Annotated in this window: 16 protein-coding genes; 3 read left to right on the top strand and 13 right to left on the bottom strand. The window is 69.1% G+C overall.

Annotated features, from left to right (window positions below; translation table 11 throughout):
* Positions 1-141: 141 nt before the first annotated feature.
* The 4 genes from DIE21_RS11635 to DIE21_RS11620 all read right to left on the bottom strand — a co-directional run bounded on the left by DIE21_RS11635 (position 142) and on the right by DIE21_RS11620 (position 2,356).
* Positions 142-363 (bottom strand): hypothetical protein, encoded by a 222-nt coding sequence (locus DIE21_RS11635; RefSeq protein ID WP_124497839.1) that lies wholly within the window; start codon positions 361-363, stop codon positions 142-144.
* Between the two features lie 105 nt (positions 364-468).
* On the bottom strand, positions 469-657 hold the full coding sequence (locus DIE21_RS11630) for a 4-oxalocrotonate tautomerase (RefSeq protein WP_014898956.1): 189 nt from the start codon (positions 655-657) through the stop codon (positions 469-471).
* Positions 658-711: 54 nt separating this feature from the next.
* A complete protein-coding gene (locus tag DIE21_RS11625; RefSeq protein ID WP_124497838.1) occupies positions 712-1,488 on the bottom strand; it encodes a class II aldolase/adducin family protein in 777 nt (258 codons plus the stop codon).
* Positions 1,463-2,356, bottom strand: a complete 894-nt coding sequence (locus DIE21_RS11620) for an urea transporter (protein ID WP_124497837.1) — start codon at positions 2,354-2,356, stop codon at positions 1,463-1,465. Before DIE21_RS11620 ends, DIE21_RS11625 begins: the two co-directional genes overlap by 26 nt.
* A 255-nt stretch (positions 2,357-2,611) precedes the next feature.
* Here DIE21_RS11620 and DIE21_RS11615 point away from each other — a divergent pair, with 255 nt between their 5' ends.
* Positions 2,612-3,166, top strand: a complete 555-nt coding sequence (locus DIE21_RS11615; protein WP_124497836.1) for a putative glycolipid-binding domain-containing protein — start codon at positions 2,612-2,614, stop codon at positions 3,164-3,166.
* Here DIE21_RS11615 and DIE21_RS11610 read toward each other — a convergent pair.
* The 5 genes from DIE21_RS11610 to DIE21_RS11590 all read right to left on the bottom strand — a co-directional run bounded on the left by DIE21_RS11610 (position 3,127) and on the right by DIE21_RS11590 (position 8,406).
* Positions 3,127-4,038 (bottom strand): alpha/beta fold hydrolase, encoded by a 912-nt coding sequence (locus tag DIE21_RS11610; RefSeq protein WP_124497835.1) that lies wholly within the window; start codon positions 4,036-4,038, stop codon positions 3,127-3,129. The two genes, DIE21_RS11615 and DIE21_RS11610, sit on opposite strands and share 40 nt — an antisense overlap.
* Positions 4,039-4,042: 4 nt before the next feature.
* Positions 4,043-4,948 carry a metal-dependent hydrolase gene (locus DIE21_RS11605; RefSeq protein WP_124497834.1) on the bottom strand — a complete coding sequence of 302 codons (906 nt, stop codon included), beginning with the start codon at positions 4,946-4,948 and terminating at the stop codon, positions 4,043-4,045.
* Positions 4,945-5,883: an SDR family oxidoreductase gene (locus tag DIE21_RS11600; RefSeq protein ID WP_124497833.1), complete on the bottom strand. Its 939-nt coding sequence runs from the start codon at positions 5,881-5,883 to the stop codon at positions 4,945-4,947. The genes DIE21_RS11605 and DIE21_RS11600 overlap by 4 nt, the downstream gene beginning before the upstream one ends.
* Before the next feature lie 21 nt (positions 5,884-5,904).
* Positions 5,905-7,488, bottom strand: coding sequence for an NAD(P)/FAD-dependent oxidoreductase (locus DIE21_RS11595; protein WP_124497832.1), 1,584 nt, complete (start codon positions 7,486-7,488; stop codon positions 5,905-5,907).
* A 246-nt stretch (positions 7,489-7,734) separates the two neighbouring features.
* Positions 7,735-8,406, bottom strand: coding sequence for a lysoplasmalogenase (locus DIE21_RS11590; protein WP_124497831.1), 672 nt, complete (start codon positions 8,404-8,406; stop codon positions 7,735-7,737).
* Between DIE21_RS11590 and DIE21_RS37745 the strand changes: the two genes are divergently transcribed.
* On the top strand, positions 8,396-8,518 hold the full coding sequence (locus DIE21_RS37745) for a hypothetical protein (RefSeq protein WP_260432432.1): 123 nt from the start codon (positions 8,396-8,398) through the stop codon (positions 8,516-8,518). The two genes, DIE21_RS11590 and DIE21_RS37745, sit on opposite strands and share 11 nt — an antisense overlap.
* A 219-nt stretch (positions 8,519-8,737) precedes the next feature.
* On the opposite strand, the gene DIE21_RS11585 is transcribed toward DIE21_RS37745, so the two are convergent.
* The 4 genes from DIE21_RS11585 to DIE21_RS11570 form a co-directional block, all read right to left on the bottom strand.
* The gene (locus DIE21_RS11585; RefSeq protein ID WP_124497830.1) at positions 8,738-9,718 is read right to left on the bottom strand and encodes a sulfonate ABC transporter substrate-binding protein; all 981 of its coding nucleotides are present in this window, start codon (positions 9,716-9,718) and stop codon (positions 8,738-8,740) included.
* A 123-nt stretch (positions 9,719-9,841) separates the two neighbouring features.
* The gene (locus DIE21_RS11580; protein WP_124497829.1) at positions 9,842-10,690 is read right to left on the bottom strand and encodes a MerR family transcriptional regulator; all 849 of its coding nucleotides are present in this window, start codon (positions 10,688-10,690) and stop codon (positions 9,842-9,844) included.
* 9 nt (positions 10,691-10,699) lie between these two features.
* The gene (locus tag DIE21_RS11575) at positions 10,700-11,260 is read right to left on the bottom strand and encodes a GNAT family N-acetyltransferase (protein ID WP_124497828.1); all 561 of its coding nucleotides are present in this window, start codon (positions 11,258-11,260) and stop codon (positions 10,700-10,702) included.
* A gap of 101 nt (positions 11,261-11,361) precedes the next feature.
* Positions 11,362-12,270 carry a LysR family transcriptional regulator gene (locus tag DIE21_RS11570; RefSeq protein ID WP_124497827.1) on the bottom strand — a complete coding sequence of 303 codons (909 nt, stop codon included), beginning with the start codon at positions 12,268-12,270 and terminating at the stop codon, positions 11,362-11,364.
* Between the two features lie 125 nt (positions 12,271-12,395).
* Between DIE21_RS11570 and DIE21_RS11565 the strand changes: the two genes are divergently transcribed.
* Positions 12,396-13,394, top strand: a complete 999-nt coding sequence (locus DIE21_RS11565) for a quinone oxidoreductase (protein WP_124497826.1) — start codon at positions 12,396-12,398, stop codon at positions 13,392-13,394.
* Positions 13,395-13,432: the final 38 nt, after the last annotated feature.

Below are 13,432 nucleotides of genomic sequence, written 5' to 3'. Positions count from 1 at the left end.
TTGCCACTGGCTGCTGCGTGTGTTCGGCATTATGCGCCGATTGATACGCCGGTTGCGTGACGGCGCGATGTGCGGGCGCAAAACAGGGAGCAGGGAAGGGCGGCTGCCTGCAACGCGCGTGCCCGGCGTTGCAGGAGAGGGTCAAGCCAGGTCCGGCGGCTTCAGGTCGGGGTGGCGCGCGTAGAGCGGGTTCATGAAGTCGAGCAGCATCGTGGTCAGCAGTTGCGACACGAATTCGCGATAGGCGATGAATTCGTGTCGCGGACAGGTCTCGTCGACCTGCCGAAGCGATTGATCCAGTTGCGCGCCCATCGACAGGATCATGTCGTTCAGTGCGGCGGCGATACGTTTGTCGTCGATCATGCGGTCTCCTTCGAGCGCCGCATCGCGTGGCGCGTTCGTACGGGTGTCACCGCGGTTCGAGCCCGTATCGCACAGGAGGTTCCGCCGCCGCCGGACGGGCCGGTATCAGCGCTCGTCGCTCCACAGCTTCCCGGCCGTCGCCCAGTTCTCCTTCTTCACGTCGGCGAGGATGATGTCGACCGAGCCCGGGTCGCAGCCGAGCGTTTCGCACGTGACACGCGTGATCGCTTCGACGAATGCGCGCTTCTGCTCGACCGTGCGGCCTTCGAACAACTGGATATTGAAAGTCGGCATGACTGGATGCTCCGATGGTTGGGGAAAGTGAAGTTCGTTTGGGGGGCGGCGACTTCAGTCGCGATACGACGGATCGATCCGGTCGAGGCGGCGCAGCAGCGCCGGCCATTCCAGCTCGCCCTCGATCGCGCCGCCGTCGCGCAGCTGTTCGGCGGTGCGATCGGCGACGGCCGGCTCGGGCAGCACGAGCGGCCCGCCGCCTGCCTGCGCGCGCACCTGGATGTCGCACGCCTTGATCAGCGTATCCATCAGCACATACGCCTCGGCGACGGTCCGGCCGACCGTCAGCGTGCCGTGGTTGCGCAGCAGCATCGCGGATTTCGCGCCGAGGCTGGCGGTCAGCCGCGCGCCTTCGGCCGGCGAGAACGCGAGCGCCTCGTAGTCGTGATACGCGAGGTCGCCGTGAAACCGCAGCGCGTGCTGCGATGCGGGCAGCAGCCCGTCGCGCTGGATCGACACGGCGATGCCGGGCGTATTGTGCAGATGCATCACGCAGACGGCGTCCGGCCGCGCGGCATGGACGGCCGCGTGAAGCGCGAAGCCCGTCACGTTGACCGCATGTGCGCTGTCGCCGATCCGGTTGCCGGCCAGGTCGATCTTCACGAGATTCGATGCGCGAACCTCGTCGAACGCGAGGCCGAACGGGTTGATCAGGAAATGGCCGGGCTCGCCGGGCACCGTTGCGGACAGATGCGTGTAGATCAGGTCGTCCCAGCCGTTCAGCGCGACGAGACGGTACGCGGCGGCGAGATCGACGCGCAGCCGGCGCTCGGCGTCCGAGATCGGGCCGCCGGGTTTCACGGTGTCAGGACGGTGTGCGAATGACGACATCGGGTTCTCCGAGGGTAAGGCGGCGCGCGACGGCCACCGTGATCCACGACGCGAGCGCGAACGGGGCCGTGAGCGCGGTGAGGCCCGCGCGCATCGCGAGCCACTGGATCAGTGCGGCCAGCGCCGCGGCCGCGAACGCCGCGCGCGTGCCGCGCGACATCAGCGCGAGCGCGGCGAGTGCGCCGTTGAAGCCGAGCAGGCCGTCGGTGAATCCGGCACCGCTTGCGCCGAGCGCAACCAGCAGCATGGTCGACACGATCGCGCCGCCGAGTGCGAACGCGGCTGCGCGGCGGGACGCGGCCGCGATGCCGGCGACGATCAGCATACCGGCCCACGCGCCTTGTGCGAAGGTGGTTTGTGCGACGCCCGACAGCAGTGCTGCGGCGACCGAGGAAAGTGTCAGTGCCGCGCCCGTCGCGGTATCGCTCGCATGCTGCACCGCGACAAACGGCAGCCACAGCGCGGTGGCCGCCAGGCACGGACTCGAATACGGGCACTGGCGCCACTTCGCGAGCGGGAGTCGCATCGCGCGCTGCACGAGCGCGGCGCCGATCGCGGCGAGCGGCACCAGCACGAGCGCCGCCAGCGGGGCGGGCGCAAAGCGCACTGCCACCAGCGCGGCGAGCGCGCCGTTGAAGCCGTGCAGACCCGGTTCGACGTCACGGCGCGCCGCGCCGGTCAGCACCGCGGTCAGGTTGGCGGCGGCCGCGCCGACCAGCGCCGCGCACGCGAGCCGCAGGTCGGTCAGCGCGAGTGCGGCGACCAGCATCGCGCCGGTGAACGCGTTCGCCTGCAGCACGATCTGTCCGATGCTGCGCAGCAGGATGCGCAGGTCGATCGACGGCGAAGCGGGGCGGACGGTAGGCATGGCGGCGGCGGAACTGGACGAGCCGCGAGCATAGGACACAATCCCATGCACCGGAATAGGGAATTCTGGATAGTCGGGATTTGTGGCGAGTGCCCTGAATTGGGGCGCGGCGAGGCGGTCGGCGCCTGTTCGGAACACGTGTGTTGGCGTTTTCGTGAGACTTTGGCAATTTGGTAGCAAATTTTGGTCATCGCTAATGTTTTCGTATGCAGGCTGACGCGTTAGCGTTTTGTCGGGCAACGAGGAGGCGGAACGATGCGGGAACTGCGCTGGGCGTCGCTCGAGGGCGACGGAATCGAACACCTGACGTTCGACCGGAGTGACACCGGCATCGTCGTCGAAAGCGCCGTGGTCGGCCAGCGGTATGGTCGCGCGTACGGGCTTGCGTACAGGGTCGAGTGCGATCCGCGGTGGCGGGTCAGGGTTGCGGTGCTCAGGGTGATGGGCGGCGGCACGCTCGAACTGCATGGCGACGGCGCCGGGCACTGGCGCGACGGTTCAGGCCGCGCGCTGCCGGAACTGGATGGCTGCGTCGACATCGACATCGCGGCGACGCCGTTCACGAATTCGCTGCCGATCGGCCGCCTCGGTCTCGCGCGCGGCGAGCGGTGGCCGATCGACGTCGCCTACATCTCGACGCCGGACCTGACCGTGACGCCGGTCAAGCAGGCCTACGCATGCATCGAGCCCGGCCGACGCTACCGCTACGAAGGCATCTTCCGGAATTTCACCGCGGAGATGGACATCGACGCCGACGGGCTCGTGATCGACTACGAAACGCTGTTCAAGCGCCTGCCGCCGTTGCGCTGAACGGCCGCGCCCGCTGTCGTGACGGCCGGTCGTTCATGCGCCGCCGCAAACCGGTCGATCCGCGCCGCGATCAGTTCCGGATCGCGCACCACGACCCAATGTGCGCCATCGATCTCCTCCCGCACGTGCTCGCCGAGCCAGCGATCGAGGCCGACCGACATCTCGGGCGTCACGTAGCGGTCGCGCACCGGCACGAGGATCTGCACCGGCGCCTGCGCATACCGCTCGCGGGGCTTTCTCGCCCGCGCGACGAAATTGGCGCGGTAGAGCTGCAAGCCGTTCAGCGCGTTCTTCAACTGTGCAGGATCGCGCTCGGGCCGCACGCGCTCGGTCAGCTGCAGCCAGCGCGGCCACAGTGCGGCGCCGCCGAGCCGCCACACCAGCGACGGCACGACCGGCAAGTGGAAGAACGCGATGTACCACGACTTCAGGCTTTGCTTGAGCCGCATCTTCGCGCGGAACACGTGGTCGAGGCACGGGCCGGAGATCGACGTGTACGACGCGATCCGGCCGCGGAACGCGGGATCGGTCACGGCCTCCCAGCACTGGATCGACCCCCAGTCGTGGCCGACCAGATGGAACGGCCGGTTGCCGCAGGTCGCGTCGGCGACGGCCTTCAGGTCCTCCGCGAGGCGCGCCAGCGCGTAGTCGGCGCGGCGGCGCGGCGCATCGGACGCGCCGGCGCCGCGCACGTCGTAGGCGATCACGCGATAGCGCTGCGCGAGCCGTGCGCGGACCGGCGCCCACACGGCGGCCGAATCGGGATAGCCGTGCACGAGGATTAGCGGCGGCGCGCGCCGCGGGCCGCTGACATGGACGGCGAGTTTCACGTCGCCGGAGCGGACGGTCAGCATCTCGTGGGCGCGCGCCATGACGTCATGCCTGCGCAACCGGATGCAGCGGCACGCGGCGCGGGGCGGCCTGCGCCGCGTAGCGCGCGTTGGTCGCGTCGATGTTCGCGAGCAGCGTGTCGAGCCCCTGCAGGTACCGATGGTTATCGTGGTCCCACGGATGGAAGCCCGGACGGAAATAGTCGAGCCATTCGCCCGCGATGCTCGGAAACACGCCGGTCCTCGGGCTGTACAGGTACTTCACGAGGCGCCACATGCCGCCGAACCCGCCGTGCTTGCGACGGTGCGACAGCATCAGACGCACGTGGAAGTCGAACACGATCGTCCAGAACAGCACGGTCGTCGTCAGCATCGTGCCGGTGCGCAGCAGGTAGCTGCCGAGGCCCGGCTTCATCACGGCGTTCCATACGTCGTACGACACCGCCTTGTGTTCGGTTTCCTCCATCGCGTGCCACATCCACATCTGCTGATAGCCTTCGACCGACCCGTCGATCCGGTGCTCGTGGCCCGACAGCAGCTGGTTCGCGAGGATCGCCGTGTAGTGCTCGAGCGCGATCGTGATCGCGAGCTGCATCGAATGCGGCAGCGTCTTCTTGAAGAAGCCGAGGATCGTCCACAGCCGCTTGTCGAGCTTGTGCGCGGGCAGGCCGGACGATTGCAGCAGGTCGTTGTATTCGATGTGCTCGCGCGTGTGCATCGCTTCCTGGCCGATGAAGCCGAGCACCTGCTTCTTGAGCGCCGGATCCTCGATGCGGTCGCGATAGTTGCGCACCGAATCCATGAAGAAGCGCTCGCCGGCCGGGAACAGCAGCGACAGCGCGTTCATGAAGTGCGTGACCGGCACGCCCTGGACGTGCCAGTCCTTCGCGCGTTCGGGCGGCAGCGCGAAACGGATGTCGCGCCGCACGGGCATCATGTTCGGGGTCCTCATGATTGTTCTCCTCCCTGATTGCCTGCGTTGTTGTAAGTGGCGTGCAGCGGCGCGGCCGCCGGCGTGCCGTGGCGGGCGGCCGCGCGGCGGGCCTTCGCGGCCTCGCGGCGCGTCGCGAGCACGACGAGCGCCTGGTATGCGGCCGGCAGGACGCGCGCCATCCAGTCCGCGCCTTTCGCATCGCGGCCGATCAGCACGCGGCGCTTGTTCTTGCGCACGCCGGCGAGGATCGTGCGCGCGGCGTCGTCGGCGGTCGTGATGAAGAATTTCTCGAAGCTGTCCTTGCCCTGCTGCTCGCTCTCGACGATGAAGCCGACCATGTTCTTCGCGACGCGGCTCGACTGTGCGATGTTGGTGCGGATGCCGCCCGGATGCACGCAGGTCGCCGACACGCCGCACTTCATCATGTCGAGTTCCTGCCGCAGCGATTCGGTGAAGCCGCGCACCGCGAACTTGGTCGCGTTGTAGCCGCTCATCCCCGGCTGCGCGAAGATCCCGAAAATGCTCGACGTGTTGATCACGTGGCCGTCGCCCGACGCCTTCAGGTGCGGCAGGAACGCCTTCGTGCCATGCACGACGCCCCAGAAGTTGATGTTCACGATCCACTCGAGATCGCTGTATTCCATCCCTTCGATCGTGCTCGACAGCGCGACGCCCGCGTTGTTGAAGATCAGGTTGACCTTGCCGTGTTGCTGCGCGGTGTCGTCGGCCCACGCGAACATCGCGTCGCGGTCGCCGACGTCGAGCACGCGCGTCGAGACGCGCACGTTCGGCGCGATCGCGCGGACGATCCGCTCGGTTTCGGCGAGGCCGATGGCGTTCTTGTCGGCGAGCGACACCTGGCAGCCGGCCTGCGCGAGCTGCACCGCGAGCGAGCGGCCCATGCCCGAGCCCGCGCCCGTGATCGCGGCGACCTTGTTGGCGAAATCTCTCATGTCGGTGGCTCCTTGTCTGACTCAGGCTGCTTCGGCGGACGTGGAAGCGGAAGCGGCGGGCGCGGCGACGGGCCGCGCGGTCGTGTCGTGCTGCGGCGCGCGATACGCGTGGTAATCGGCGATCGAGAACTGCGCGGTCGCCTGGCGGAAGCGCCAGGTGAAGCCCGGCCACAGCGTCGTGTTCTTGCCGGTGCGCGGATCGAGGTACCAGCTCTTGCAGCCGCCCGTCGACCAGATCGCCTTCTTGAGCCGGCCCTGCAGGTCGCTGTTGAACTGCGCCTCGACGAGCGGGCGCACCTCGATCGCCTCCGCGCGTTCTCGATGCATCGCCTGCAGCGCGCCGAGGATGTATTCGATCTGCGACTCGATCATGAACACCATCGAGTTGTGGCCGAGGCCCGTGTTCGGACCGACGATCATGAAGAAGTTCGGGTAGCCCGGCAGCGTCGTGCCGAGATACGCGTGCGCGCCGTCGCGCCAGGCGTCGACGATGTCGAGGCCGCCGCGGCCGATGATCGCGCCGCGCGGATACGGATCGGCGACCTGGAAGCCCGTGCCGTAGATCAGGCAGTCGACTTCGTGGCGGCGGCCGTCGGTCGTCACGACCGCGTCGGCCTCGATACGGTCGATGCCGGTCGTGATCACGTCGACGTTCTTGCGCGACAGCGCCGGGTAGTAGTCGTTCGAGATCAGCACGCGCTTGCAGCCGAGCGTGTAGTCCGGCGTGACGGTCTTGCGCAGTTCCGGATCGGGAATCTGCTTGCGGATGTGGCGCAGTGCGAGCTTCTGCACGTTCTTCATCAGCGACGGATGGATCGCGAAGCCGAGCACGCGCGATTCGAGCATCCAGTAGATGCTGCTGCGCACGGCCTTCTGCGTGAATGGCAGCGTGCGGAACAGCCATTTCTCGAACCCGGTCAGATTGCGGTCGGGCTTCGGCATGATCCACGGCGGCGTGCGCTGGAACAGCGCGAGTTCCTTCACGCGCGGGGCGATCTGCGGCACGAACTGGATCGCACTCGCGCCGGTGCCGATCACCGCGACGCGCTTGCCTTCGAGCGGGTAGTCGTGATCCCACTGCTGCGAATGGAACGCGCGGCCCTTGAAGTTCTCGACGCCGGGAATCGCCGGCAGCGCGGCGCGCGACAGCCCGCCCATCCCCGACACCAGCACGCGCGCCGACAGCCGCTTGCCGTTCGCGAACGTGAGGCGCCAGCGTTGCGCGGCTTCGTCGTATTCGGCGCGCTGCAACGCGTGGTTCATGCGCAGGTGCGGGCCGACGCCGAAGCGCTGCACGCAGTCTTCCAGATACGCGCGAATTTCCGGCTGCGGCGCGAACATGCGCGTCCAGCGCGGGTTCGGCGCGAACGAGAACGAATAGACATGCGATTGCACGTCGCAGGCACACCCGGGGTAATGATTGTCGCGCCACGTGCCGCCGACCGACGCGGCCTTCTCGAGGACGACGAAGTCGGTCACGCCTGTCTGCCGCAGGCGAATGGCCATCCCGAGACCGGCGAAGCCGGTGCCGATGATGGCGATGTCGGTCGTTTCGTCCAGGCCGTCGTGGCCGGGCGGGCCGAAAGGCAACGTGCGAGCATTCATCCGGGTGTCTCCGATTTGGCTCATTTTTTAATGTTACATTGGTTGATGTAACGATAGTGGGTGGACCCGGAAACCGCAAGAGGCTAGAAGCGGCGCTCTAAGGGCCGGGAGCCGCGCGGGAAAAGGCTGAGCGGGGTTTGGAACGACGTGGTTTCCGCATGGCGGAATGCGCGGAAACGGCCGTCGGCAGGGCGGGAGCGGCAGGAGACGAGGCCGCCGCCGTGCGGCGGCCTGTTTGAAACGCAATCAGGGACGGGGCGAGCGGGCGGCCGTCTCATGGAAAACCCCGGCCACGATCGTGACCTGCGCGAGCGCATAGAGGCCCCAGATCAGATAGTCGATGCCGGGAAAGCCGCCGAGGAAACGCCCGACGCCGATCAGCGTGTCGGAGCCGACGAAGATCAGGCTGCCGAGCGCGACCAGCGGGCCGCGCGTGCGGGCCGCGAGCGCGAAGCTCGCCATTGCGCACAGCACGAGCAGGTAGACGGCGACCGGCGCGAGCAACGCGCCCAGGTGCGGAAGAAATGCCGCGTAGAACGCCGGCGCGGCGATCCACAGCCCGATCAGCGCGACGATGCGCCAGCCCTGCGGCCGCGCGCGCCAGCGCACGAAGATCGCGCAGTAGCACAGGTGCGTAAGCAGGAATGCGCCGAGGCCGAGGACGAACGACAGCGGCCAGTCGGGCAGCGCGAGCAGCACGTCGCCGAGCACGGCCGTCGCCAGTGCCGCGCACAGCCACGCGCGCTCGCGCGGCGCGGCGCAGGTGCTGCCGGCCGCGAGCAGCAGGATGCCCATCGCGGCTTTCGCGGCGGCCTGGCCGGGATAGGGCGCGGCGGCGAGCGACAGTCCGTACAGCAGCGCGGCGGCGACGGCGAGCGGCCAGAGCCGGCGATAGGTGGCGGGAAGCGTGGCGATCAAGGCGGGTGTCTCCGGATTGTTGTTGTCTGCGGTGGACGACGCGCCGTCGTGGGCGCGGCTGCAGGCCATTATCCGGAAGAACGGCTGGGTGAAAACCGGCAAATCCTTCTAGGACGCGATCCCGGCCGCGCATGTTGCGTGCGGTTCGTCACGGTTGCGGCGGAAGAGGAAGGGGGCGGCCCGCCGGGACCGGGATGACGGAAATCGGGCACGTACCACGCCGGCGGCGCGTCGAGCGCGCGTCGGGAACAAGCGTTTCCGACAAACAAGACGGGCCGGCGGGCAGGGTGCCCGTCGGCCCGTTTCGGCTGCTTCGCGCTGCGTCCGCGCGTTACTTCGCCGCGAGCGCGCTGGCCACGGCCTTGTCGGTCCACGCGTTATCGGCCACGTTCAGTTTCTGCGGAATCAGCTTCGCCGCGAAGAACGCATCGGCGACACCCTGCTGGACCGCGACGATCTTCTCGTCGACCGGCACGGCGCCGAACGGGACGCGCTTGATCCACGTTTCCACGAGCGGCAGCGGCAGGCCGACCTTCGGCGCGATCAGCGCGGCCGTCTCGGCCGGATGCCCGTTGACCCACAGGCCGGTCTCGCGCAATTGCTTCAGGATCGCGCCGACCACGTCGGCATGCTGCTCCGCGAAATCCCGCGTTGCCTCGTAGAAGTTGTTCGCGGGCGTGAGGCCCGTATAGTCGGACAGCGTGCGGATCTTCAGCGAATTCTGGGCGGCCGCATAGTACGGATCCCAGACGGCCCACGCGTCGACGTTGCCGCTCTCGAACGCGGCGCGCGCGTCCGCGGGCGGCAGGTACACGGGACGGATCTCGTCGTAGCGCACGCCGGCTTTCTTCAGCGCTTCGAGCAGCAGGTAGTTCGCGCTCGAGCCCTTCTGCAGCACGACCTTCTTGCCGCGCAGGTCGGAAAGCGAGCGGATCGGCGAATCGGCCTTCACGAACACGGCCTCGTTGTGCGGCGACGGCGGCTCCGCGCCGACGTACACGAAGCGCACACCGGCCGCCTGCGCGAACACCGGTGGTGGCGCGCCCGTATAGCCGAAGTCGATGCTGTTCGCGTTCAGCGCCTCGAGCAGTTGCGGGCCGGCCGGGAATTCGAACCACTGGACGCGGTAGCCGAGCGGCTTGAGGTGTGTCTCGAGGGAGCCCTGCGTCTTGACGACCGACAGCAAGCCGGCCTTCTGGTAACCGATGCGCACGACCTTGTCGGCGCTGCCCTGCGCGAAGGCCGACGTGGCGGCGACGGCGACGAGCGCCGTCGCGGCGAGGCGGGTGATCCAGCGGGTGAAACGAATCATCGAACGGACTCCATGCGAAACGTCTTCGGGGAGCGGCGCGTGCCGCTCGGTTGGAAGAATCGTCGCACGGGCGATCGAGCCCGCAAACGAAGCATTGCCGATATGAATATGACGGCGGCGGCCCTATGCTTTGTCGCCGTTGTCTTGCGTGTCGGACGTATCGGACGTGCCGGCCTGTCGCGCGGCTTCGTCGCTGAGTTTCTTGTCGAGGATCGTCGCGACGCGGCCGCCGAGATACGCGCTTGCCGCGTTCTCGAGCGCGCGGTTCGTCTCGCCTTCGACGAACACGGCCGCGAGCGGGCGCAGGCGCCAGATCGCATCGACGAGCGCGGGCACGTCGGTGACCGGCGGCAGCGTGCCTTCGTCATAGCGGTCGAGGCGCTTGACGACGAGATCGACGAGCAGCCGCGCGATCGCGTCGAAATGCGGTCGCGCGAGGCTGATCACGTCGAGCAGTTCGCGCGGCGGGATGCCTTCCTTCGTCATCGCGGCCGCCGCCTCGAGCAGCGCGGGGCTTTTCGCGACGAACGACAGGCCGCGCCGTTCCAGCAGGCCGAGCTCGGTCACGCGCGACAGTTGCGACGCCGTCTGCGGGCCGAACATCTGCGCGAGCGCGGCGAGCGAATAGGTTTTCGGCAGTTCGTGCGACCAGCGGCCGCCGATCGCGTTTTCGAGGCCGAGGATCGAGCGCAGGTCGTGGCCTTCGTCGATTGCCTTGATCAGGTCCTGGATGTTCGACAGCGTGTAGCCGCGTGCGAGCAGGTGGTTGATCAGCTTCAGGCGTGCGACGTGCGTGTCGTCGTAGATGCCGACGCGCCCGCGCTTCTCGGGCGGGGCGAGCAGCCCGCGATCCTGGTACGCGCGAACGTTGCGCACGGTCGTGTCCGACACGCGCGCGAGTTCGTCGACCGTGTACTCGTTGCGGGCGTCCGCTGCGGCCTCGTCACGCGTGGTGGGAGTCTGTTTTGACATGCGGCCATTCTAGCGCGACGCGACAGGCTCGGGCGAGGCGGGGAGCGTGCGTGCGCCGTCGCCGAGCGCGCGCTGCATCAGCGCCGTATCGATCCAGCGGCCGTGCTTGAAACCGACCGCCTTCAGCACGCCCGCGGGCTCGAAACCGAATGCGCGGTGCAGCGACGTCGAGCCGCCGGTGCCGCCGTCGGCGATCACCGCGATCATCTGCCGCCACGGGCCGGCCTCGCATCGCGCGATCAGCGCCGCGAGCAGCGCGCGGCCGATGCCGCGGCCGCGCTGCGCGTCGTCGATGTAGATCGAGTCCTCGATCGTGTGGCGGTACGCGCTGCGCGTGCGATACGGCGTCGCATACGCGTAGCCGGCGAGGCGGCCCTCGCATTGCGCGACGAGATAGGGCAGCCCGTGACGCAGCACGGCGTCGCGGCGCGCACGCAGTTCGTCGACGTCGGGCGGCGTCTCCTCGAACGACGCGACGCTGTGGCGCACATGGTGCGCGTAGATTGCGTGAATGGCGGCGAGATCGGCATCGGTCGCATCGCGGACGACGCAAGCGGGAGCGGCGGGCATGGTGGCGGAGCGGGCGGATGAAATCGCTACTATGCCGGCGGTGGGGCGCCGCCGTAAAGGCGTTGGTCGCGGCGCGCGCCTGCAGAGCCGGGCGTACGGGCCTACAGGTGGCCGTCCGCGTCGCGAACCGCGTCGGCGATCGCGTCCGCGACGCGCTGTACGCGCGGCGAGCGCCGCACGTCCGGGTGGACGACGAGCCAGATCTCGCGCTCGACATCACAACGGGGCGCGGACGTCAGTTCGACGAGCGCTGCGGCGGCTGCCAGCGACGGATCGGCCGCGGCCGGGGTGCGTGCGTCCGTCGCCGGTGCGTCGACGAGAAAGCGCGGCAGCAACGCGACCCCCGCGCCGGCCACGCACGCACGATGCAGCGCGGCCAGGTCGTTGGCGACGAACGCGAAGCGGCGCCCGGCCGCGAAGCGTTCGAGCCACTGCTGTTGCGGCATTTGCGCGAGTGCGTCGTCGTAGCCGAGGAATGCCCAGGTGTCGGGCGGCGCGCCGGCCCAGTCGGGCGACGCGCACAGCGCGAAGCGCATCGTGCCGAGCCGGCGCGCGGCCAGACCCGGCTCGCTCGGCCGCGACAGGCGCACCGCGAGGTCGGCTTCACGTGCGTACAGGTTGGCCGCGTGCATCTCGCCCATCAGGTCGATCCGCAGTGCCGGCCATGCGCGCTGCGCGCGGGCGAGCCGCGGCGCGAGGAAGTGGCTTGCAAACACCGGCGACGCCGACACGCGCACGACGCCGTCGAGCGCCGTCGCCCCCTGCGCGGCGCGCGCGAACGCATGCACGTCGGCTTCGACGCGGGCCGCGTGCTCCGCGAGATGCAGCCCTTCGTCGGTCGGCGGCCAGCCGCGCGGCAGCCGGTCGAACAGCCGGATGCCGAGCGCGGATTCCAGCGCTTCGATGCGCCGGGCGACCGTCGAATGCTGCACCTGAAGCGCCCGCGCGGCGGCCGACAAACTGCCGCCGCGCATCACCGCGAGGAAATAGCGGAGGTCGTCCCAGCTCATCGGCAGCGCGGATGCTGGCGTCGGATCGGTCGAATTTTGCACAGTAGATGGGCGCACAACAGGAATTCCGATCGATTATGCACGATGAGATGATCGTGTCACTTCATTCGATTGTGAGGAACGTCATGCCCCACGTTGTTACCGCCACCCGGATCGGCATCGACCGCTACGGCGACGCCGGCGTGCTGCGCCGCGTCGATGGACCCGTCGTGCCGCCCGGCGCCGGCGAGGTGCGGATTCGCCAGACCGCCATCGGTGTGAACTTCGTCGACATCTATTTCAGGACCGGCGCGCATCCGTTGCCGGCGCTGCCGGACGCGCTCGGCGTCGAGGCGGCCGGCGTGGTCGACGCGGTCGGCCCTGGCGTGACGGCGCTCGTCCCGGGCCAGCGCGTCGCCTATGCGGGACTGCCGACCGGCAGCTACGCGAGCCTGCGCACGCTGCCCGCCGAGCGGGTGGTGGCCGTGCCCGACGGCGTGAGCGACGACGCGGCCGCGGCCGGGCTGCTGAAAGGGATCACCGTCTACATGCTGCTGCACCGCGTGCGGCAGGTCGGCGCCGGCGACGCCGTGCTCGTGCACGCGGCAGCCGGCGGCGTCGGGTTGCTGGCGACGCAGTGGGCGCGCACGCTCGGCGCGCGGGTGATCGGCACGGTCGGCTCGGCCGCGAAGGCGGCGCTGGTGCGCGCGCACGGCGCGGAAGCGGTGGTCGATTATCGCGAGGCGGATTTCGTCGAAGCGGCCCGCGCGTTCGGCGGCGGTGCGGGCGTCGACTATGCGATCGACGGGATCGGCGGCGACGTGCTGACGCGCACGCTCGGCGCGGTCCGGCCGTTCGGGATGGTCGCGAGCATCGGGCAGGTTGCCGCGATCGGCGCGCGGCAGACGATCGATCTCGACGAACTGGGCCCGGCCCGCTCGATCGCGCTGGCGCGGCCGAGCGTGCTCGGCTTCATTGCGCGCGACGTGGCTGGGTATCGGGAAGCGGCGCGCGTGACGCTCGAACGGCTCGCCGGCGGGATGCATGTGGAGATCGGCGCGCGGCTGCCGCTCGGGCAGGCGGCCGACGCGCACCGGTTGCTGGAGTCGCGGCAGACGACGGGCGCGGTGGTGCTGGTGCCGTGACGGCGGCCGGCGCGGCGACTGCGGATCGCGAGATCGGT

Source organism: Burkholderia sp. Bp9140 (genome assembly GCF_003853425.1).
Classification (GTDB): domain Bacteria; phylum Pseudomonadota; class Gammaproteobacteria; order Burkholderiales; family Burkholderiaceae; genus Burkholderia.
This window is presented reverse-complemented; position numbering and strand designations above follow the sequence as displayed.

Excerpts from the sequence above, each read along its gene's own strand:
- DIE21_RS11635 (WP_124497839.1), bottom strand. The coding sequence starts at position 363 with ATGATCGACGACAAACGTATCGCCGCCGCACTGAACGACATGATCCTG.
- DIE21_RS11630 (WP_014898956.1), bottom strand. The coding sequence starts at position 657 with ATGCCGACTTTCAATATCCAGTTGTTCGAAGGCCGCACGGTCGAGCAG.
- DIE21_RS11625 (WP_124497838.1), bottom strand. The coding sequence starts at position 1,488 with ATGTCGTCATTCGCACACCGTCCTGACACCGTGAAACCCGGCGGCCCG.
- DIE21_RS11620 (WP_124497837.1), bottom strand. The coding sequence starts at position 2,356 with ATGCCTACCGTCCGCCCCGCTTCGCCGTCGATCGACCTGCGCATCCTG.
- DIE21_RS11615 (WP_124497836.1), top strand. The coding sequence starts at position 2,612 with ATGCGGGAACTGCGCTGGGCGTCGCTCGAGGGCGACGGAATCGAACAC.
- DIE21_RS11610 (WP_124497835.1), bottom strand. The coding sequence starts at position 4,038 with ATGGCGCGCGCCCACGAGATGCTGACCGTCCGCTCCGGCGACGTGAAA.
- DIE21_RS11605 (WP_124497834.1), bottom strand. The coding sequence starts at position 4,948 with ATGAGGACCCCGAACATGATGCCCGTGCGGCGCGACATCCGTTTCGCG.
- DIE21_RS11600 (WP_124497833.1), bottom strand. The coding sequence starts at position 5,883 with ATGAGAGATTTCGCCAACAAGGTCGCCGCGATCACGGGCGCGGGCTCG.
- DIE21_RS11595 (WP_124497832.1), bottom strand. The coding sequence starts at position 7,488 with ATGAATGCTCGCACGTTGCCTTTCGGCCCGCCCGGCCACGACGGCCTG.
- DIE21_RS11585 (WP_124497830.1), bottom strand. The coding sequence starts at position 9,718 with ATGATTCGTTTCACCCGCTGGATCACCCGCCTCGCCGCGACGGCGCTC.
- DIE21_RS11580 (WP_124497829.1), bottom strand. The coding sequence starts at position 10,690 with ATGTCAAAACAGACTCCCACCACGCGTGACGAGGCCGCAGCGGACGCC.
- DIE21_RS11575 (WP_124497828.1), bottom strand. The coding sequence starts at position 11,260 with ATGCCCGCCGCTCCCGCTTGCGTCGTCCGCGATGCGACCGATGCCGAT.
- DIE21_RS11570 (WP_124497827.1), bottom strand. The coding sequence starts at position 12,270 with ATGAGCTGGGACGACCTCCGCTATTTCCTCGCGGTGATGCGCGGCGGC.
- DIE21_RS11565 (WP_124497826.1), top strand. The coding sequence starts at position 12,396 with ATGCCCCACGTTGTTACCGCCACCCGGATCGGCATCGACCGCTACGGC.